At 62.9% G+C, this 19903-nt stretch carries 21 protein-coding genes; 10 read left to right on the top strand and 11 right to left on the bottom strand.

What is annotated here, in order from left to right; translation table 11 throughout:
• The first annotated feature begins 6 nt into the window (after positions 1-6).
• From LB532_RS10215 to LB532_RS10200, 4 genes are all read left to right on the top strand, one after another.
• A complete protein-coding gene (locus LB532_RS10215) occupies positions 7-711 on the top strand; it encodes an XdhC family protein (protein WP_140637916.1) in 705 nt (234 codons plus the stop codon).
• Positions 708-2318, top strand: a complete 1611-nt coding sequence (locus LB532_RS10210; RefSeq protein WP_140637917.1) for an NTP transferase domain-containing protein — start codon at positions 708-710, stop codon at positions 2316-2318. The genes LB532_RS10215 and LB532_RS10210 overlap by 4 nt, the downstream gene beginning before the upstream one ends.
• Before the next feature lie 32 nt (positions 2319-2350).
• The gene (locus tag LB532_RS10205) at positions 2351-3262 is read left to right on the top strand and encodes an alpha/beta hydrolase family protein (RefSeq protein ID WP_140637918.1); all 912 of its coding nucleotides are present in this window, start codon (positions 2351-2353) and stop codon (positions 3260-3262) included.
• A 100-nt stretch (positions 3263-3362) separates the two neighbouring features.
• On the top strand, positions 3363-4535 hold the full coding sequence (locus LB532_RS10200) for an epoxide hydrolase family protein (RefSeq protein WP_140637919.1): 1173 nt from the start codon (positions 3363-3365) through the stop codon (positions 4533-4535).
• Between the two features lie 44 nt (positions 4536-4579).
• Here the strand turns inward: LB532_RS10200 and LB532_RS10195 are convergent, their stop codons facing one another.
• Entirely contained in the window at positions 4580-5617 is a 1038-nt protein-coding gene (locus LB532_RS10195) for a DUF1176 domain-containing protein (RefSeq protein WP_140637920.1), read from the bottom strand.
• A gap of 142 nt (positions 5618-5759) precedes the next feature.
• On the opposite strand from LB532_RS10195, the gene LB532_RS10190 reads away from it, so the two are divergent.
• On the top strand, positions 5760-6266 hold the full coding sequence (locus LB532_RS10190) for a DUF1993 family protein (RefSeq protein WP_140637921.1): 507 nt from the start codon (positions 5760-5762) through the stop codon (positions 6264-6266).
• Positions 6267-6323: 57 nt separating this feature from the next.
• Here the strand turns inward: LB532_RS10190 and LB532_RS10185 are convergent, their stop codons facing one another.
• Positions 6324-6596 (bottom strand): hypothetical protein, encoded by a 273-nt coding sequence (locus LB532_RS10185; protein WP_181169284.1) that lies wholly within the window; start codon positions 6594-6596, stop codon positions 6324-6326.
• Positions 6597-6877: 281 nt separating this feature from the next.
• Between LB532_RS10185 and LB532_RS10180 the strand changes: the two genes are divergently transcribed.
• The 3 genes from LB532_RS10180 to LB532_RS10170 all read left to right on the top strand — a co-directional run bounded on the left by LB532_RS10180 (position 6878) and on the right by LB532_RS10170 (position 9850).
• Positions 6878-7345, top strand: coding sequence for a hypothetical protein (locus tag LB532_RS10180; protein ID WP_140494990.1), 468 nt, complete (start codon positions 6878-6880; stop codon positions 7343-7345).
• Between the two features lie 121 nt (positions 7346-7466).
• Positions 7467-8534 carry an aldo/keto reductase gene (locus LB532_RS10175; RefSeq protein ID WP_140637922.1) on the top strand — a complete coding sequence of 356 codons (1068 nt, stop codon included), beginning with the start codon at positions 7467-7469 and terminating at the stop codon, positions 8532-8534.
• Positions 8535-8581: 47 nt separating this feature from the next.
• Positions 8582-9850: a cysteine desulfurase-like protein gene (locus LB532_RS10170; RefSeq protein ID WP_181169279.1), complete on the top strand. Its 1269-nt coding sequence runs from the start codon at positions 8582-8584 to the stop codon at positions 9848-9850.
• 15 nt (positions 9851-9865) lie between these two features.
• Here LB532_RS10170 and LB532_RS10165 read toward each other — a convergent pair whose 3' ends face one another.
• The 9 genes from LB532_RS10165 to LB532_RS10125 form a co-directional block, all read right to left on the bottom strand.
• A complete protein-coding gene (locus LB532_RS10165; protein WP_140637923.1) occupies positions 9866-10894 on the bottom strand; it encodes a histone deacetylase family protein in 1029 nt (342 codons plus the stop codon).
• Complete coding sequence (locus LB532_RS10160; RefSeq protein ID WP_140637924.1) at positions 10891-11400, bottom strand: GNAT family N-acetyltransferase; 510 nt, start codon at positions 11398-11400, stop codon at positions 10891-10893. The genes LB532_RS10165 and LB532_RS10160 overlap by 4 nt, the downstream gene beginning before the upstream one ends.
• 26 nt (positions 11401-11426) lie before the next feature.
• The gene (locus LB532_RS10155) at positions 11427-12356 is read right to left on the bottom strand and encodes a 3-keto-5-aminohexanoate cleavage protein (RefSeq protein WP_140637925.1); all 930 of its coding nucleotides are present in this window, start codon (positions 12354-12356) and stop codon (positions 11427-11429) included.
• 4 nt (positions 12357-12360) lie between these two features.
• Complete coding sequence (locus LB532_RS10150; protein WP_140637926.1) at positions 12361-13746, bottom strand: aspartate aminotransferase family protein; 1386 nt, start codon at positions 13744-13746, stop codon at positions 12361-12363.
• Between the two features lies 1 nt (position 13747).
• Positions 13748-15388 carry a N,N-dimethylformamidase beta subunit family domain-containing protein gene (locus tag LB532_RS10145; protein WP_140637927.1) on the bottom strand — a complete coding sequence of 547 codons (1641 nt, stop codon included), beginning with the start codon at positions 15386-15388 and terminating at the stop codon, positions 13748-13750.
• A gap of 8 nt (positions 15389-15396) precedes the next feature.
• On the bottom strand, positions 15397-16161 hold the full coding sequence (locus tag LB532_RS10140; protein WP_318011215.1) for an amino acid ABC transporter ATP-binding protein: 765 nt from the start codon (positions 16159-16161) through the stop codon (positions 15397-15399).
• Positions 16158-16817 carry an amino acid ABC transporter permease gene (locus LB532_RS10135; RefSeq protein WP_140637929.1) on the bottom strand — a complete coding sequence of 220 codons (660 nt, stop codon included), beginning with the start codon at positions 16815-16817 and terminating at the stop codon, positions 16158-16160. The genes LB532_RS10140 and LB532_RS10135 overlap by 4 nt, the downstream gene beginning before the upstream one ends.
• Positions 16818-16829: 12 nt before the next feature.
• Positions 16830-17477 (bottom strand): amino acid ABC transporter permease, encoded by a 648-nt coding sequence (locus LB532_RS10130; RefSeq protein WP_140637930.1) that lies wholly within the window; start codon positions 17475-17477, stop codon positions 16830-16832.
• A gap of 63 nt (positions 17478-17540) precedes the next feature.
• Complete coding sequence (locus LB532_RS10125) at positions 17541-18323, bottom strand: ABC transporter substrate-binding protein (protein ID WP_140637931.1); 783 nt, start codon at positions 18321-18323, stop codon at positions 17541-17543.
• A 132-nt stretch (positions 18324-18455) separates the two neighbouring features.
• On the opposite strand from LB532_RS10125, the gene LB532_RS10120 reads away from it, so the two are divergent.
• Positions 18456-19415: a LysR family transcriptional regulator gene (locus tag LB532_RS10120; protein WP_140637932.1), complete on the top strand. Its 960-nt coding sequence runs from the start codon at positions 18456-18458 to the stop codon at positions 19413-19415.
• A gap of 125 nt (positions 19416-19540) precedes the next feature.
• On the top strand, positions 19541-19789 hold the full coding sequence (locus tag LB532_RS10115) for a ParB N-terminal domain-containing protein (protein ID WP_006206067.1): 249 nt from the start codon (positions 19541-19543) through the stop codon (positions 19787-19789).
• Positions 19790-19903: the final 114 nt, after the last annotated feature.

Raw genomic sequence — 19903 nt, 5'->3', positions numbered from 1 at the left:
TCTTCGATGGATCCTTATGCGCTGAAAACACTCAACGCCGAGCGCCGTGCCCGCCGCGCCGCGATCCTGGTCACCGATCTTGGTGATGGCCGCGACCGTGTCGTGCGCGAAGGCGATGCGGTCGCCGGCGATCTCGGTGCCGCGATCAGCAAGGCGTTCCGCACCGGGAATTCCGGCTCGGTCGAAGCGGAAGGGCGGACCTTCTTTCTCAACGCGCATCTGCCGCATCCGCGCCTGGTGGTGATAGGCGCCGTGCATATCAGCCAGGCGCTGGCGCCGATGGCCAGGATCGCCGGCTATCCAGTCGAGATCATCGATCCGCGCACCGCTTTTGCCACGTCGGACCGCTTCCCCGACGTCGCGTTGCACGCCGAATGGCCTGCGGAGGTCCTGCAACGACAGCCACTCGACAGCTACACGGCGGTCGCTGCCGTCACCCACGATCCCAAGATCGACGATTTCGCGTTGAAAGCGGCGCTCGACGCCAGGTGCTTCTATGTCGGGGCACTCGGCAGCAGGAAAACTCACGCCAAGCGGGTCGAGCGCCTGTTGGCGCTGGGCGCCAGTTCCGAGCAGATCGGTCGCATCCATGCGCCGATCGGTCTCGACATCGGTGCGGCCAGCCCGGCCGAGATCGCCGTCGCCGTGCTGGCGCAGGTTATTCACGCATTTCGCTTGCGCGGCCTTGAAGCCAGGGACGCCGCAGCGTGAAATTCGGCCCGGTTCCTATCGAACAGGCTGAGGGCGCCGTGCTTGCGCACGCGACGACGGTCGGCGAGCGACGTTTCCGCAAAGCGCATCGGCTGAGTGCAGAGGATGTCGGCTTGCTGAAAGCGGCGGGCATCGGCGAAGTCGTTGCGGCCGTGCTTTCTCCCGGCGATCTGGGCGAAGACGCCGCCGCTGAACGGATCGCGACCGGTATGCGCCACCGCAATGTCGCGGCCAAGCCTGCCGCGACCGGGCGGGTCAACCTCCATGCCCAAGCCGCTGGCGTCTTCACCGTCAACAGCGCGATGATCGACGCCATCAATGCCGTCGATCCAACCATCACCATTGCCACGCTTGGCCAGCATGCGCCGGTTGAAAAGGGCCAGATGGTAGCGACAGTGAAGATCATTCCCTTCGCCGTCGGGTCGGCGCTGGTCGATGCGGTCATGAAGATCTGCGCCGGCGGCGAGATCTTTGCCGTCAATGCCTATCGGCCCATTCGTGTCGGTGTCATCCAGACCGTCTTGCCAGGCGTCAAGCCGAGCGTGCTCGACAAGACGTTGCGCGTCACCGAGGCACGGTTGGCGCGTTCGGGCGGGCGGCTGACGGCCGAGCGCCGCACGCCGCACGAGGTTGCGCCGGTTGCCGAGGCGGCCGCCTCGCTGGCGCGCGATAACGACATGGTGGTGATCTTCGGCGCTTCGGCCATGAGCGATTTCGCCGACGTCGTTCCGGCCGCGATCGAGGAAGCGGGCGGTAGTGTCATCCGCGCCGGCATGCCGGTCGACCCCGGCAATCTGCTGGTGCTCGGCAGACTCGCCGGCAAGCAGATCATCGGCGCGCCGGGCTGCGCCCGCAGCCCCAAGGAGAATGGCTTCGACTGGGTGCTCGACCGGCTGATCGCCGGCCTCGACGTAACGGCGGCCGACATCGCCGGCATGGGCGTCGGCGGCCTGCTGATGGAAATCCCGACACGCCCGCAGCCGCGCGAACCGCTGCCGGCCGTAAGCCGGCTCAAGGTTGGGATCGTGCTTTTGGCAGCAGGTCGTTCGAGTCGCATGGGCGGGCCGAACAAGCTCCTGGCGCTGTTCGACGGCCAACCGTTGGTGCGCCGCACCGCCGAGCGTGCGCTCGCCTCGAAAGCTTCGGGCATGATCGTCGTTACCGGCCACCAGCGTGAGCGGGTGCGCGGCGCGTTGTCGGGCCTGGACGTGACCTTCGCCGACAATCCCGATTTTGCCGATGGGCTCTCCACCTCCCTGAAAGCCGGTATGGCCTATCTGCCGGGAGATGCCGCCGGTGCGATGATTGTTCTCGGAGACATGCCGGGTGTCTCGTCCGCCGATCTCGACCGGCTGATCGATGCGTTTCGCGGGGCAGGAGGCAATTCGGTGGTCCGCGCCTCGCACCTTGGCAAGCGCGGCAACCCGGTACTTCTGCCGCGCGCGCTGTTCCCGGCGATCGCCCATCTCGAAGGCGATACCGGCGCACGTCATCTGGTGGAGGCCGAGGGGCTCGACGTCATCGATGTGGAGATCGGCGAGGGTGCATCCGTCGATGTCGACACCCGCGAGGCGCTGGAAGGCGCCGGCGGCGTGCTGCAGGATTGACAAACCCGAGCCGAATTACGCATGCCTTGGGCATGGCTATTCGGTTCCTTCCCTCCGCGTTTGCGCCCTTACTCCACTTTCTGGCAGCGACATTTGTTTTTTGCGTCGCCGCCCACGCTGCCGCTCTGGAACTAAAACCCTTCAAAGACGACCTCTTCGCCTATCCGGCCACGCTGTCGTCCGACACCAATGGCACTTATACGGTCATCGACTACCGCGAGATGCGTGACATCAACCAGCGTGACCAGGTGCCGGAGCGAAGGGTGCACGCCCAGTATACCGACACCGGCGTACGCAAGGTGCAGCAGGATCTGCTGTTGAAGACCGATGCCGGTGATGTCAGGCACATTGCCGTTGGCAAGACGCAAGGCGCCGGCATCATCGTGCTTTACCTGCACGGGCAGGGGGGCAGCCGCAAGCAGGGCGTCGACGACTTCACCTTCGGCGGTAATTTCAACCGACTGAAAAACCTGATGGCCGGCAATGGCGGCCTCTATCTCAGCCCGGACTTTTCCGATTTCGGCGACACCGGCGCGGCGCAGGTCGCGGCCCTGATCAATCACTATGCCGAACAATCGCCAGCCGCGAAAATCTTCGTCGCCTGTGGCTCGATGGGCGGCGCCCTGTGCTGGAAACTAGCCGCCCGCAACGATACCGGCCGGCGCATCAACGGGCTGCTGCTGCTCGGCTCGCTATGGGACGAGAGTTTCCTCGCAAGCCCGGCCTTCAGGCGCCATGTCCCGGTCTTCTTCGGCCAGGGCAGCCATGACGTGGTCTTCCCCGTGGAAAAGCAGGAAGCGTTCTTCCGCTCCATCATCGCGAGATCGAAAGCCTATCCCTATCCGACGCGGTTTGTCCGTTTCGAGACCGGCACCCATGGTACGCCGATCCGCATGACCGACTGGCGCGGCACGCTCAACTGGATGCTGTCGAAGGCGCCTTGATGCATATCGGCCAAAGTGTGTTGGGTTTGGCTATCATCGTTCGGCCGATATCCTCTTGCAGGTGTAGGCTGATATGATCCAACGGCTCGGAAGCACGGCGATGGACGCTCGCCCCTTCAATATCCAGATTCCGAACGGACAACTTGAGGATCTCCAGGGCCGTCTTCACGCAACGCGATGGCCAGTTCCGCCAATCGAAACAGGCTGGAACGATGGGGCCGACCTGCCGTTCATGGAGCGCCTTGCGGATTACTGGCGAGATCGCTTCGACTGGAGAGCGCAGGAGGCGCGGCTGAACCGGCTTCCGCAATATCTGGCCAGGGTGAACAACCTGGACGTCCATTTTGTTCACCAGCCAGGCACCGGACCGGCGCCGCTGCCGCTGATCATCACGCATGGCTGGCCCGGTTCCTTCATCGAAATGGAACACATCATTCCATTGCTGACGGATCCATCTGCCCATGGTGGTGACCCAGCCGACGCTTTCCACGTCGTGGTTCCCTCGTTGCCCGGATATGGCTTCTCGCAGGCGCCGACGGAACCAGGCTTCCACTCCGGCCGCATCGCGGAGCTGTGGGTGCAGTTGATGTGCGGGCTCGGCTATGACCGCTTCGCTTGCCAGGGCGGCGACATCGGCGCGGGCGTCTCCGCCTGGATGGCACGGCTCCTTCCTGAAAACGTGCTTGGCGTCCATGTCAATTACATTCCCGGGAGCTATCGGCCACCCTTGGGTGCAACTGAGCCACCTGTCACTGTTGAGGAACAGGCATTTCTGGACAAGGCTGCGGCCTGGACGGCAACGGAGGGTGCCTATGCCCATCTGCAGGGCACGAAGCCTCAGACGCTTGCTTATGCGCTGACAGACTCGCCGATCGGTCTCGCAGCCTGGATGATCGAGAAGTTCCGTTCCTGGAGCGATTGCGACGGTGACGTGGAACGCGCCTTTGGCATGGACGCGCTCCTTACGGACGTTTCTCTCTACTGGTTCACCAATGCGCTCACCTCGTCCTTGCGGCTCTACAAGGAGAATCGGCTGTCCCCTCTTGCGTTCAAGGCGCAGGAACGCGTTTCGCCGCCACTTGGGGTAGCGCTTTTCCCCCGCGAACTGCCAATGCCGCCGCGCTCCTGGGTGGCGAGGGTCTTCGACGTGCAGCGATGGACACCGATGCCGCGGGGCGGCCATTTCGCTGCGCTGGAGGAACCCAATCTTCTGGTCCAGGACATTCGCGCCTTCTTTCGGCCGATGCGTTCGCGGCGTGAATCGAGAAGGTGAATGCGAAGGACGGGTCGAACGCGGCGTCCTTGATTGAGTCTTCCCTACGGAGCGGTGTTGTAGTCGACAACCGTCTGCGGGTTTTCCTCGCCGTCATAGGAGGCGTCGACGTCGTACTGGACGAGCGAAAAATCGCCGTTGCGGAACAGATAGGTGCCTGCTGACGAGGCATCGCCGGCGCCGCGCCATTTGTTGAAGGTGGTGATTGTGTGGGCGTCCTGGTCGTAGCTGGAATTGATCGCCCAGCCGGTGGTCTGAAAGCCGACGATGTGCATGGATTCGACCTTGCCTTCGCTGTCGTTGTTCACGTAGCGGATGTCCATCTCCGGTTCGGTGAACTGCAATTGCCTGACGCCGTTCGCCTCGTCGGTCATGTAGTAGATCGAGCTTTCATTGTATGCGGCCGCCGAGCAGGAAAAATGGAACAGGCGCGTTTCCTTGTCTGGATCGCCGGCCGCCGCATCCTTGTCCCTGTATTTGATGGAAAAAATCTCCGGCTCCTTGGCCGCGAGATCCCTGTCGCATTGATCGCTATAGCTGGCCAGGAAAGCCTTCCTGGCCTGCTCCAGGGCTGCATCCTTCTTCGGCGGCGGCGGGCCGTCGCCACAGCTAGCCGGCACAGCCTCCTCGAAATCCGCGCTCGACGGCTTCAGCGCTCCGCTGTCGATGAAGATCGGCTGGAATGGCGGCGCCTGAATCTGGGCATTGACCTGGCGCAGCGTGTAGCAGCCGGCAAAGACCTTCGCCTCGCCTTTCTTGTCGGTTGCCTGGATGGCGACCGGCACGCTGTAGTAGATGCTGCCTGCCGCGCCCTCGTTGGATACGGCGCCGGTCCTGACATCCACCCTGTCGGTACCGTCATAGCCCTTGACGAAGCTGTCGAAGTCCTTGGCCGGCTTGGTATCTCCATAGTAACCCCAGGCACGTGCGAATTCATGCCGGTTGATGGCACTGTAGAGCGAGCGGACAACCGCCTCGGCGCTCGACCTGTCATCGACGTAGGGCGCCTCGTCGGCAGGTGCCGACTGGGCGATCGAGGCAAGGGAGAACAAGGCAGTCGCTGCGAGAAAAGCGTGTCTCATCGGGAATCTCCACGCGGTAACGGAAATTCTACCACGGTGATTGCGGCGACGTGGTGACGCCTTGCGGGTATCGCTTGAAGAATCGCCCGGGAAGGCGCTAGCTCGCGCTCGCGGCGCCTCAACTGCCCCGGGAGATAATTGCGTGACCCTATCCATGTATGAAGTATCGGTAGCCGTGTTTTCGGCCCGGTTGAAAGCGCTGTCCAGCGTGCTATCCACGGCCGAACAGAACGCCGGCGAGCGCAAGATCGACCCGCAGGTGTTTCTGACGGCGCGGCTGGCGCCCGACATGTTCGCGTTGACCAGGCAGGTGCAGATCGCCACCGACCATGCCAAGGGAGCCCCATCGCGGCTCGCCGGCCGGGAGATTCCCAAATACGAGGACAATGAGGCGAGCTTTGCCGAATTGCAGGCACGCATCGCCAAGACGCTTGACCATCTGGCGACGTTCTCTGCGGCCGATCTCGAAGGTTCGGACGAGCGGATTGTCGAGGTCAGGCTCGGCGGGCGCGAGGTCTCGATGGCCGGTCTGCAGTATCTCTTGCATCTGGCCATGCCCAATTTCTATTTCCACCTCACCACCGCTTACGACATTCTTCGCCACAATGGTGTGCCGTTGGGCAAGGCAACGTTCCTGGGCTCGCGTTGACGGATCACGCCGTCAAGGCGTTGCGCATCAGGAGCGGAAATATCCTGGCTGGGCGAACTAGCGAACGGACATTTCGCGGGCGATGCGCGGGAAATCGGCGGGCTTGACGCCGATGTCGGCGCGGTCCGCATTGCTCATGGAATGCAGCAGCGCGAGCGCGGCACGATAACGCAGATGTTCCTGCGGCCGTGGCCGCGCGAACATTTCAGTGAAGAACCCCATAATCCAGGCCCCTGTTGGACCTCCCAGCGTCGGAATATAGGGGATTCGTGACAATTGTGCAGTGCAGCATTTGCATGCCTGCCATGCTCTGCAAAATTTTTCTGCCATGATCCTGCATCGCCTGAAACTTTCGCAGATCGCGAATCGTATCCCTCTTGCTGGGCACATGGCCGGTTTTTCCTCGCCGCTTCTGGCGAATTGCGGACTGCTGAAAGTGCGGCTTGGCTTTTGTGAGTGACGGGGCTGCGGTCCAGTCTCGCCAACGCTTTCAATTGTTAAAATCGGCGGCATGCATTTTTAACGAGCCGACCCTAAGGTGGATGTCTCGAACACACCGTGAGACTGGGGAGGCAGACATCGTTACCAGCGCCAAGCGGGATTTCGCTTCGTTGCTCGATGATCTCTTCGTCGCCTCCGACAAGGACGGGGGAGGCGAAGAGGCCGCCACTCGCCCGTCGATTCCATTTGACTATCTTTCCGTCGCCGACGAGCTCCATTCCGGCCGTATCAAGGTTTCTGGCAGCGGATTTGCCACCGAGTATCGCGAGGCAGGCGCGGATCTCGCCGCAGAATTCGCGGCCCTGCTCGATCATGCGAAGCTGGCACTTGCGGGCGAAGAGACAAGGCCCGAAGAAAAACTGCCACCGATCGATCCCGAATCAATTGCCGTGGAATTGGGATTGGACACGCCTAAGGCTGTCGCCGATTTTGGCCGCATGCGCCGCAGCTTCGCCTTTTCGAACCATCCCGATCGCGTCGCGCCGCACCTGCGCCAGCGCGCCATGATCCGCATGCAGGTGGCCAACATGCTGATCGACGAGGCCAAGCGGCGCGCCCTGGCAGGGGCTCGCCGCTAGCGCAGCCTGGTTCACGCAAAAGTCGGTTTGCCGAGGCTTGGAGAGCGCCTCTGCTTTCTTGTAGGATGAAACTTCCTTCCCCGCGCAGCCGCGCAAGCTTTTCCCGCCGGAGCACACTTCCATGCACAAACGCCGTCTCGGTCGGACCGATCTTCTTGTCACCCAGATATGCCTCGGTTCGATGACCTGGGGCCAGCAGAACACCGAAGCCGACGGCCACGCCCAGATGGACCTGGCCTTTTCGCGCGGGGTGAATTTCATCGACACTGCCGAGCTCTACCCGATCCCGCCCAAGGCGGAGACCCAGGGGCGGACCGAGAAGATCATCGGCAGCTGGATGAAGGCAAAGGGCAACCGCGACAAGATGATACTCGCCTCCAAGGTCGTCGGCCGCACCGCCAACAGCTGGTTTCGCGGCGACAGGCCGTCGCAGCTGGTGCGCGCCGATATCTTCGATGCCGTGGACAAGTCGCTGACCAGGCTCGGCACGGACTATGTCGATCTCTACCAGATCCACTGGCCGGAGCGGGATATACCCTGGGGCGCCAATCCGACGCGCGTCGGCGCCGTGGCGCGCCGCACTGATTCCGTCGGGGCGCCGACCGGGGAAACGCCGATCGCGGAGACCCTTGCCGTTTTTGATGAACTGATGAAGGCGGGAAAGATCCGTCATTTCGGCCTGTCGAACGAGAGCTCCTGGGGCGTCATGCGCTTCATTGCAGAGGCTGACAAAGCCATTGGTCCGCGCGTCGCCTCGATCCAGAACGCCTATAATCTGGTCAACCGGACCTTCGAGGTGAACCTCGCCGAAGTCTGCGATCGCGAAGAGGTCTCGCTGCTTGCCTATTCGCCGCTCGCACAGGGTTACCTCTCGGGCAAATACGATCACGGCGCGCGCCCGCAGGGGTCGCGCTCGCAGCTCTTCAACCGCGGCCAGCGTTATGAGACGCCCAATGCCGCCGAGGCGCAGCTTGAATACAACGAGCTGGCGCGCTCCTTCGGCCTGGAGCCGGCGCTGTTCGCCAACGCCTATGTATCGAGCCGGCCCTTTGTCACGTCGAACATCATTGGCGCGACGACCATTTCGCAGCTGGAAATGGCGCTGTCTTCAGTCGAGGTCGTCTGGACCGAAGAGATGCAGAAGGCGGTGGACGCCATTCACCAGCGGGTCGGCAATCCCTGTCCTTGATTGGCTCGCGAGTGGAATTAACCAAGAATAACAGTGGGGTGCAGATGATGGTGGATTTTCCGATTGAAACAGTGCGTGGAAAATTCCCCGCGCTCGCTCTGACCGATAAAGGGCGCCGGCGCATCTATCTCGACAATCCCGCCGGCACGCAGGTGCCGCAGGCTGTGGCAGACGCAGTGTCGCGCTGCCTGTTGACCACCAACGCCAATCTCGGCGGCTATTTCGAAACGACGATCGCGGCTCAAGCTGTCGTCGACGAAGCGCATCACGCAATGGCCGACTTCCTTGGCGCCGCGGGCCCTGAGGAGATCATCATCGGCGCCAACATGACGACGATGACCTACCACATGTCGCGTACGCTCGGCCGCACGATGAAGCCCGGCGACGAGATCATCCTCACGCGCATGGACCACGAGGGCAATGTTTCGCCGTGGCTGCAGCTTGCTGAGGATCTTGGTCTCGTCGTGCGCTGGCTGCCCTTCGATGAAAAGAGTTGGCAGATCGAAGAGGCCGCGCTGACCGGGCTTCTGTCCGGGAAGACACGAATGGTCGCGTTGAACTACGCTTCGAATCTGACCGGTTCGATCAACCGGGTTAAATCTCTGACGCGCCTCGCAAAACAAGCTGGTGCCCTGGTCTATGTCGATGCGGTGCAGTTCGCGCCGCATGGGCTGATCGACGTGCAGGATCTCGGCTGCGATTTCCTGATCTGCTCGGCCTACAAATTCTTCGGACCGCATATGGGCATATTGTGGGGCCGTCGCGATGTCATCGATGACTTGCAACCCTACAAATGCCGCTGCTCGTCAGACAGGCTGCCGGAGCGGTTCGAACTTGGCACGCCGCAGATCGAACTGATGGCCGGTTTGACGGCGGCCGTCGACTATTTCGCCGATCTCGGTGCCGCGGCGGGCGAGGGCGGTTCACGGCGGCAAAGCATTGCCAAGGCGTTCGAAGTGTCGATCCCATATGAGAATGTGCTGACCCGGAGGCTGATCGAAGGCCTGTCGGATATCCAGGGGCTGACGGTCCGTGGCATCACCGATCCTGCCCGGATCGGCGAGCGTGTGCCGACGGTATCCTTCACCGTCGACGGGATCGCGCCGGAAACGATCGTCCGGCAGATGAACGCAGAGAACATCTTCCTCTGGTCCGGCCACAACTACGCCTGGGAGATCGTCCACCAGCTCGGCATTCCGGCCGAACAAGGCGTCGTGCGCATCGGCATCGCCCACTACAACACATCCGACGAGATCGACGAGACGCTGGAGAGCGCGCATCGGATCATCGCCATGCTCAGGCAGCAGCGGCCCTGACCCGAGATCGACCGGTCAGCGTGCCTTGGTGCCGAACCCGGTCAGGAAAGCGGTGAGGTTGTCACCGAGTCCGTCGCAGAGGTAGCCGCCTTCCTGGACGATTGCCGTCGGCAGGCCGAGCTTGGCGATGGCCTCGCCGATGCGCGAGAAACCTGGCGTCGTCACCGAAAGTCCGCCGAACGGATCACCCTCGAACACGTCGAGCCCGAGCGCCACGACCAGCGCGTCGGGCGAGAAGGCGCGGATGCGCTGGAACGCCACCTCAAGCGCTTCCAGAAACGCCGCGTCGGCGGATTTGCGTGGCAAGGGCAGGTTGAAATTGTAGCCGAGACCGAGCCCTTCGCCGCGCTCGTCGGCATGTCCCCAGAAGAACGGATAGAAGCGCACCGGGTCGGCATGCAGCGACACGGTGAGCACGTCCGGCCGCGCATAGAAAATGCCTTGCGTGCCGTTGCCGTGATGCAGATCGACATCGAGGATCGCAACCCGTGCCGCTTGGCGGCGCAGTACCTGTGCTGCGAGGGCCGAATTGTTGATGAAGCAGAAGCCGCCGGCGACGTCGGCGAACGCATGGTGACCGGGCGGGCGGCAAAGCGCATAGGTGGCCGGCGCGCCCGCCATCACCGCTTCCGCCGCCTCGACCGCGCTCCACGCGCTCCACAGCGCGCTTTGCCAGGTCTCGCCCGAGATCGGGCAAGCCGTGTCGGCCATGTGGTACCCAGCCTGGCCGACCGCGGAGGCCGGATAGGAGCCGTTGCGCGCGATCGGGTGAATGTTGGGGATCACTTCCGCCGAGGCACCCTCGATGCGTTCCCAACGCGTGTAGATATGCTCCAGGAAATCGAGATATTCGGGCGTATGCACCGCCGCGACCGGACCAAGTCCGTGATTGCGCGGCCGCTCGATCGTGCAGCCGGCCGATTTTGCGCCTGCTAACAATCTCTCGACGCGCTCCGGCTTTTCGGGATTGGGCTGCGGGGCGCCGCTGGAAAGGAAAGCCTTGGGGTCGTGGCGCTTCTGCTCCTGCGCGTAGAAGGCTTTCATTCTTTTTCCTCCGGCGCGTAGGCAAAGGCGAAGAAAGCGTCGCCGATGATCTTCTGCGTCTGCTCGTAGCTCGACCAAGCGATGCCCAGCCGTTCATAAAACGCCTTTGCGCTCTCATTGTCGGTATCGACGGACAATCTGAGATAAGCGCCGCCTTGCTTGCGGCACTCGGCCGCGACGCGCCGCAGCAGGCGCTCGCCGATCCTGCGGCCGCGAAACCGGTCCTCGACATAGAGGTCCTGCACATAGACGCCGGGCCGCCCCATCCAGGTCGAGAAGATCGGGAAATAGAGGCACAGTCCGGCGAATTCGCCATCGACTTCGGCGATCAGGGTCGAGAAGGCGGGTCTTTCGCCAAAGCCCCAGGTCCTGAGATCGTCTGGCGTTGAGAGGATTTCCTCGGGCGCGCCGATATGGGTGCCGAGCTTCAGAATTGCGGCATGGATGGTTTCGACGTCTTCGATCCGTCCGGGGCGCAAGACGATCCTGGGCGTGGGAACAGTCATTGAAGGCGCATCTCGGATCACCATCACTAGAACGCTACCCTGTCACCACCCTTCAGCGCCAGCATGTCGCGTGCTTCGGCCGGCGTGGCAACCTCCAGCGACAGTCCATCGAGAATGCCACGGATACGGCGCACCTGATCGGCATTGGACTTCGCCAGCTGGCGGCCGTCGTAGAGACTGTCTTCGAGCCCGACACGGACATTGCCGCCCATGGCCGCGGCGATCGAGATCAGCGGCATCTGGTGGCGGCCCGCGGCCAGCACCGAGAACTGGTAGCTGTCGCCGAACAGCTTGTCGGCGATGCGCTTCATGTGGATGAGATTGTCCGGATCGGCGCCGATGCCGCCCAGAATGCCCAGCACGAATTGGATGAACAGCGGCCCCGACACCAGCCCGCGGTCTCGGAAATGCGCCAGCGAATAGAGATGGCCGACATCGTAGCATTCGAATTCGAAGCGCGTGCCGCAGCCCTTGCCCAGTCTCTCGAGAACGCCCTCCATGTCGGCGAAGGTATTCTTGAAGATCGTGTCGCGTGTGGCTTCCAGCAGCTTCGGTTCCCATTCGTGTTGCCATTCCCTTGGCTTGTCGAGCATCGGGAACAGCGCGAAATTCATCGAGCCCATGTTGAGCGAACACATTTCGGGCTCGGCCCGCAACGGCGCGGCCAGACGCTGGTCCAGCGTCATCAGGGAGGAGCCGCCGGTTGTGATGTTGATCACCGCCGACGTCGCCTGCTTGATGCGTGGCAGGAACTGCATGAACACATCCGGATCAGCCGTTGGCCGGCCGTCTTTTGGGTCGCGGGCATGGAGATGCAGGATGGAGGCGCCGGCCTCGGCCGCGGCGATGGCATCCGCCGCGATCTGATCCGGCGTTACCGGCAGATAAGGCGACATGGACGGTGTATGGACCGAGCCGGTGACGGCGCAGGTGATGATGACCTTTCTCGGCGCCATTGTTTTATCCCTGGCCTTCGACCGGCAGGTTGAGTTCGGCAGCCAGAACTTCGAGCGAGTCGCCGATGATGGAGACGATCTCGCCGACCTGCTCCTTGGTGACGATCATTGGCGGCGCAACCATGAAATTGTCGCCGTCGACACCGCCCTTGACCTTGCGGCCATAGATGATCAGCCCGCGCTCATAGGCGAGGTCGAGCAGGCGCTGGGTGGCCTTTTTGCCCTGGTCTATCGGCCGCAGCGTTTCGGGGTCGGCAACCATCTCGGCGCCGGTGAGCAGGCCCTTTCCGCGCACGTCGGCGATGAACGGGAAGCGCTTGGTGAGCCCCTGCAATCCCTCCATCAGCACATCGCCCATGGCGGCCGCATTGGCGATCAGGTCGAGGCGGTCCATTTCGCCGAGCACGGCCAGCCCTGCGGCGCAGGCGAGCGGATTGCCGGCATAGGTATGGCCGTGCTGGAAGCCGCCGGAGGCAAGCAGCGGCTGCACCAGCCGCATCGGCGCCGCCAGCGCGCCGAGCGGCGCGTAACCCGATCCCAGGCCTTTTGACAGCGCGACGATGTCTGGCTTGCAGTTCCAGTGGTCGCCCCCGAGGAATTTTCCCGTGCGGCCGGCGCCGCTCATCACTTCGTCATGGATGAGCAGGATGCCGTAGCGGTCGCAGATCTCGCGGATGCGCGCATAGTAGCTGTCCGGCGCCACCAGCGCCGCGGTGGCAGCACCCCCGATCGGTTCCATGATGAAGGCGACCACGCTTTCCGGCCCCTCGGCCAGGATTTTCTCCTCAAGCATGTCTGCATAACGGACGCCGCGCTGTTCCATCGAGAGATTGTCGCGGTCGCGCCAGGCGGTAGGCGACGGCACTGTCGGCATCACCCGCATCATCGGCGTGAAGGTCTCGGCCAGCGCATCGTCGCCGGTGATCGAGAGCGAACCCAGCGTGCCGCCATGGTAGGAAGGAAAGCGGGTGATGACCTTCCAGCGGCTGGCCTGGCCGGTGGCCACCGCCCACTGCCGCGCCAGCTTGATGCAGGATTCGGTCGCTTCCGAGCCGCCTGAGACGAAGAAGATACGATCCATGCCTTCGGGCAGTTTGACGGCGAGTTCGCGCGCCAGCTCTTCGGCCGGTTCGTTCTCGAAATGCAGCCGGTAGGCGAAGGTAGCGCGATCCATCTGCCGCTTCATGGCGTCGAGCACATTGCGGTTGGAATGGCCGATATTGGCGACCATCGGGCCGCTCGATCCGTCGATGAAGCGGCGGCCGTCCTGCGTCCACATATAGATGCCCTCGGCGCGGTCGATTAGCGGCCGGCGCAGGCTGGAGAGGTAGAACAGATGCGATTGGCGCCGGGAGTCAGTGTCCAAGGCTGCGGTCGGGGCTTTCGACATGTCAGGACTTTCCGAGATAACGATCGAGGACATTCTGGGTAACGCGTTCGACCATCGGGTCCTGCCTCAGCAGGCCGGCGACCCATTCGCAACTCCCGGCGTGGAAGACCTCGCCCTTGCCGCGCGGGAAACTGACGATCATGCCGTTGCCGCGTTTGACTTTTTCCAGGCTGGCGTCGCTCCGATCGCCAAACAGCGTCTCGGCGCTGAAGCGGCCATCCTCGTCGGTGAGAAACTGATCCTCGATCGGGATATCGGCGCTTTCCTCGACCTGGCTGGCCATGCCAACCGCGAGAACCTGCAAGCCATCCGGCGCGCCGCTGGTCGCGGTCGGGTAGGGCAGGCCGCCGCGGATTTCGAAGTCCAGCCCGTCGACCTCATAGCCATAGACATGGCTGTCGGCGCCAAGCAGGTCGCCATAGTAGATGCCGGTTCCGGCAAAGGCCCAGTGCTCGGGTCGATACACGGGAAAGCCGCGCACACCGCGTGGGGCGCAGCCGCCCCAGCCGGCATAGAGGCCGCGTGTGGCGTTGAGCCCGAAGGTCGCCGAACCCTGCCGGCCGATCTCGGGCGCCTCCCAGGAGTTGGTGGCGCGGGTGACGTCGCCGCCGCGATAGGCGGGGTCTTCGGCCCGGGCACGGTATTTGTAGCAGACCTGCCGCCGGCCTTCATCCTCCAGCCGCGTCTGCCACATGAAATTGCCGGCGAAACGCGCCGCATGGCCGCCGCGCTCGACGTAGCTGTCGACCGCATCGCGCATTTCCCAGGTCCAGTACTCGTCATGGCCGACGAAGACGGCGCAATCGTAACCGTCGAGAATCTCAGGCGAGAAGTGCAGATCATGCTGGCTGGCGAGGTCGACGGCGTAGCCCGCCCGTTCGGCGAAGCGGAAGAAATGGCTGTCATAGCTCGCCCAGCCCGACGAGGCGTATTTCTTCGAATGGCCGGTCGCAAGCGCCCATTCCATGTGCGGATAGCGCGGCACGGTCCTGGGTGGCACCGCGACCTCCAGCGGCACGCGCGGCGCCTCCGTGGGCAGCACGACGAAGCCGCGGCACCAGGGGCGCTGCGTCGAGACAACAGGCGAGTACTGGTTGCGGTCCGGCCCGGTGATGCCTTGATAATGATTGGAGCCGCCCCAGGTGTTGTAGGCGAGCCAGGTGCCTGTCGCCGCCACCTGCAGCACACGGCCTGGCTTCTTGCCGGGCAGCGGCGCGACGATGAAGAGATGATGGGAGAGGATCGGCTTGCCGTCGCGGCCGTCCGCGGTCAGCGTCACGCGGTAGGCGCCGGACGGCCAGTCGCTGCCGACGGTGAATTCGAACGAGGCTTCCCAGCTGCAGCCTTCGGCCGAGCACTGGTCTGGACTTTCCTGCCAACGCGCCGCAATGCCGGACTTCTCGAACACCTTTGTTTCGGTGCCGCCGTCGCGGACGATCGTCATGCTGAAGGACGGTGCAGTCGAACTGACATGCAGCGCCACGGTCTCGCCAGCGCGATAGGAAAACCGGTCGCTGTAGCACCAGATTTCACCGCGCTCGCCATCCATACCCGGCCATTCGTAATAGTGGCCGCGCACCGCGTGCCGGCGTTGCTCTGGCGTCAATCCGAAATCGGGGAATTCAGTGGTCAATCTGGTCATTGTCATGCTCAGGCTGAAAGGTATTTCTTGAGGAAGGTGCGGGTGCGTTCCTTTTGCGGGGCGCGGAAGATGTCGCCCGGCGGGCCTTCTTCCACCACCACGCCGCCATCCATGAACAGCACCCTGTCGGCCACTTCGCCGGCAAAGCGCATTTCATGCGTTACGATGAGCATGGTCATGTGCTCGGCGGCAAGCTGCTTCATCACCGCGTTGACCTCGTCGACCAGCTCCGGATCGAGCGCCGAAGTGGCCTCGTCGAACAGCATCACCTTGGGCTGCATGGCCAGCGCGCGGGCAATCGCCACGCGCTGCTTCTGCCCGCCCGAAAGACGCGAGGGATAGGCGTCGATCTTGTCGGAGAGACCGACCTTGGACAAAAGACCAAGCGCCAGCGCACGAGCCTCGGCTTTCGGCATGCTTTTCAGGATCACCGGCCCCATCGTGATGTTCTCGATCACGGTCAAATGCGGGAACAGGTTGAAGTGCTGGAACACCATGCCCATCTGCTGGCGCACCTTGTTGATGTGCCTTTCGAACGCCTGGCCCTGCAGCTTCTGGTTGACCTGCAGGCCGTCCAGCCAGACTTCACCGCTGTTCAAACTCTCGAGATGGTTGATGGAACGCAGCAGCGTGCTCTTGCCGGAGCCGCTCGGGCCGATGATGGCGACGATCTGCCCACGTTCGACCGACAGGTTAATACCTCTGAGGACCTCGACGGCGCCAAACGATTTGCGTGCGCCGCGGACCTCGACCATTGGCCGCTGCGTGCTCATCGGGAAACCTCCACATGTCTTTCAAACCGATGCAGGGCCGCCTCGAGCACGAGGTTGAGAATGTAGTAGAGTGCCGCGGCAGTGATGTAGAATTCGAAAGGGCGAAACGTTTCGCTGATCGCCAGTTGCGCCGAGTGAACCAGCTCGGCAATGCCGATGACCGAGACGATGGAGGATTCCTTCAACAGCGCGATCAAATTGCTGCCGATCGGTGGCGCCGTGTTGCGGATGGCTTGCGGTATCACGACATGGCGCAGCGTCTGCCACTTGCCGAAGCCGATGCTGCGCGCGCCTTCCGTCTGGCCGACATCGACGGCCACGATGCCCGCCCGGATGACATCGGCATTGTAGACGGCAAAATGCAGTCCAAGGCCGACAATGCCGGCCGCCAGCGCAGGGATGTCGATACCGACCTGCACCAGGCCGAAATAGATCAGGAAGAGCTGCAACAGCAGCGGCGTGCCCATGAACACCCACATGAAGGCGCGCACGGGGTAGGCCAGGATTGCCGGTGCGTAGAGTACGACAACGGCAAAGAAGATGCCGACGACGAAGCTCATCGCTCCCGCCGAGACCGTCAGCACTGATGTCCACCAGGCGCCGGTCAGCAGAAGATCCCAGTAGGGCGCGACGACGGTGAAATCCAGGTCTTGCATCGTGTTCTGCCCTCAGACGATCGCGAAGCGTTTGTCGAGCACGTCGACTATGCGGGCGACGGCATAGACCATGATCATGTAGAGCAGGGCCGCGACGCCGAAGATCTCGAACGGCTTGTAGGTGGAGCCGATGAAGCGCTGGGCGGTGTAGGTCAATTCCACGACCGAGATGGTGGACACCAGGGCCGAGCCTTTCAGCAGCGCGACCGTGTTGACGCCGAGCGGGCGGATCATCAGCCTGGCGGCTTGCGGCAGCACCACCTTGCGCAAGGTCTGGAACCGGCCAAACCCGATCGTGCGCGCCGCCTCCGTCTGGCCCCGGTCGACCGCCACCACGGCGCCGCGGATTGATTCCGCCATATAGGCGCCGATGTTCAGCCCGAGGCCGATCACGCCGGCCGCGAACGGATCCAGATTGATGCCGATCTGCGGGCCGCCGAAATAGAACACGAAGAGCTGGATCAGGCACGGTGTGCCGCGAAACAGGCTCACATAGAGTGTGCCGACGGCCCGCAGGATCGCCGATCTCGACATTCTCGCGGTCGCGGCAAGTGCTGCCGCGGCCAGCCCCAGGACCAGGGCCAGCGCTGTCAGTTCCAGCGTCACCAAGGCGGCTTCCACGAAGAACGGGAAGACGCGCTGCATCAAAGAGAAATCCATGAAATGGCCCGGCGCAGTGGCTTTCGGCTTCAGGCGGCCTGAACCGTCGAAGCCTTGGCGAAATTAGCGGATGTCGCTGCCCACCCAGTGCATGGATATCTTCTGGTAGGTGCCGTCGGCCATCATGCCGTCCAGCGCCTTCTGCATGGCGGCCTTGAGCTCCGGATTGTCCTTGCGGATGGCGATGCCGATGGCGACGCTGCCGCCTTCGATACCCGGCGTGTCGAGCTTGCGTACCTTCTCGCCGGTCTCCTTGACGGCGACCATGACCGGAATGTTGTCGACGACGATGGCGTCGACGCGACCGGCCTTCAATTCCAGCAGCAATTCCGGCAGCCCCTTATAGGTGCGGATGTCCCAGCCGCCCTGTTGGCGCGCCCATTTCTCATGCGTTTCGCCGAGCGTCACGCCAAGGGTCTTGCCTTTGAGATCGTCGAGGCTCTGCACCTTGGAATCCTGGTTGACGAAAACCGCGCGGCCGGCGTGGTAGTAGGGGCCGACGAAATCGACCACCTTCTCACGCTCCGGCGTGATCGTCATTGAGCCGACCACGGTGTCGTATTTGTTGGCGAGCAGGCCGGCGATGATGCCGTCCCAGGCGGTGGTGATGATGGTGCCCTTGACGCCGATGCGCTCGGCGATGGCCTTGCCGATATCGGCGTCGAAGCCGACGACCTCGTTCTGATCGTTGACGAAGTTGAAAGGCGGATACTGACCGCTCATGGAAATCTTCAATTCGCCCGCCGCCTTGATCTTCTCGAGGTCATCGGCCCTGGCCGAGACGTTAGTGAAGAAAGACGCAAACAGCAGCGCCGCGACGGCAATGCCGGAAAATACCTTGTTCATTTGAACCGTCCTCTGGATGGAGCGCGAAGGCTTGTTCTTGGGAGGCATTGGGGCGCCTCCTGACGGCAATGATTGCCTTTGCGGTAGCATTGCGCAAATAGATAATGGAAATAGGGAGCATAGATATCAGGAATGGCATTGCCGCGCCCCGAACGGCTGGTCTGGGATCTGGACTGGAACCTTTTGCGGACATTCGTCGTCATCGCGGAGGTGAAGAGCATCACGCGTGCCGCCGAGAGGCTGAACCTCAAGCAGCCAAGCGTCAGCAATGCGCTGCGGCGGCTGGAAGACCGGGTCGGCAGACGGCTGGTCGAGCGCGATGCGACGCGCTTCGAACTCACCGAGGTTGGACGGCTTCTCTACGAGCAGAGCATCGAGGTGTTCGGCACCATATCGCAACTGCCGCTCTTGATGCGCGGCATCAGCGACGATGTTACCGGCCATGTCATGATCGCGACCGCCAGCCATGTGGTCTCGCCGCTGTTCGACCGGGCGCTGTCGGAATTCCACCGCAACTATCCGCGCGCCAGCATCACCATTTCGGTCGCGGCAAGCACCGAAGTGGCCAAGCAGGTGAGGGAGCGCCGTGCTTCGTTTGGCGTCTGCCTGGTCAGCCAGCGCGATCCGGCGCTGCAATACGACATGGTCTATCGCGAGTTCTTCGGCTTCTTCTGCGGGCCGCGGCACAGGCTCTACGGGCAAACCGGACTGACGCTGGCCGATCTCCGCGACGAGCCCTCGGTATCGTTCCAGACCGACCATATTTCGGATGCGCTGCGGCCGGTCGCGCTGTTGCGCAGCGAAGCACGGCTGAACGCGGATGTCGTGGGTGTGTCGTCGAGCCTGGAGGAGGTGCGGCGCATGATCGTCGCCGGGCTCGGCATCGGCCCGCTGCCGCTGCATGTAGCGCGGCGCGATGTGGCGGACGGCGCGCTGTGGCGGCTGCCGCCCTATGATGAGCCGCCGGCCATCGATATCTTCCTGCTGGTCAATCCGGACAAGGCGATGAACCGCGCCGAGAAGGCGTTGCTGTCGGGCCTGCAGACGCTGATCGCCGAGACGCCGCTCGAGGACCGTATCTACAAAGGCTGATATGCAATATCGAATGTGCGGCGGCAGACAAACCCGCTTGCCTCCCTATTCATCGCCATGCCCTTGGCCCTCGTCGACAAAGCGACTATCTCAGGACAAGGCGGCGTTCCGCCCAGGGGGTCGACATGCTCAGAGTGCAGAAGGTCAAGGTCGACGACATCTACGTGCCGACGGCGCGCAAGAAGACGCTGCATCCCGAGACGGTCCGTCATCTCGCCGAGGACATTCTGGAGAATGGCATGAAGATGCCGATCCAGGTCCGTCACGACGGCAAGCGTCATATCCTGGTAGAAGGCCTGCATCGGCTGGAAGCGGCCAAGTGGCTCGGCGAGACCGAGATTGATGCCTATCTGGTGCAAGCCAAGCGTCACTGACGCGTCCTCGATTTCGCCGTTGGTCCCCATCCACGGGAAAGCCCCAGAATTTCTCCTTGATGATGTCGGTCTGCATTTCGCTGGTTCGTCCTTGGGACGGAAGCCGGGTCAGAC

This window comes from Mesorhizobium sp. ESP-6-2, assembly GCF_020164675.1.
Taxonomy (GTDB): Bacteria; Pseudomonadota; Alphaproteobacteria; order Rhizobiales; family Rhizobiaceae; genus Mesorhizobium.
Note: the sequence above shows the minus strand (reverse complement) of the source record. Positions and strands in the feature narration are given on the sequence as shown.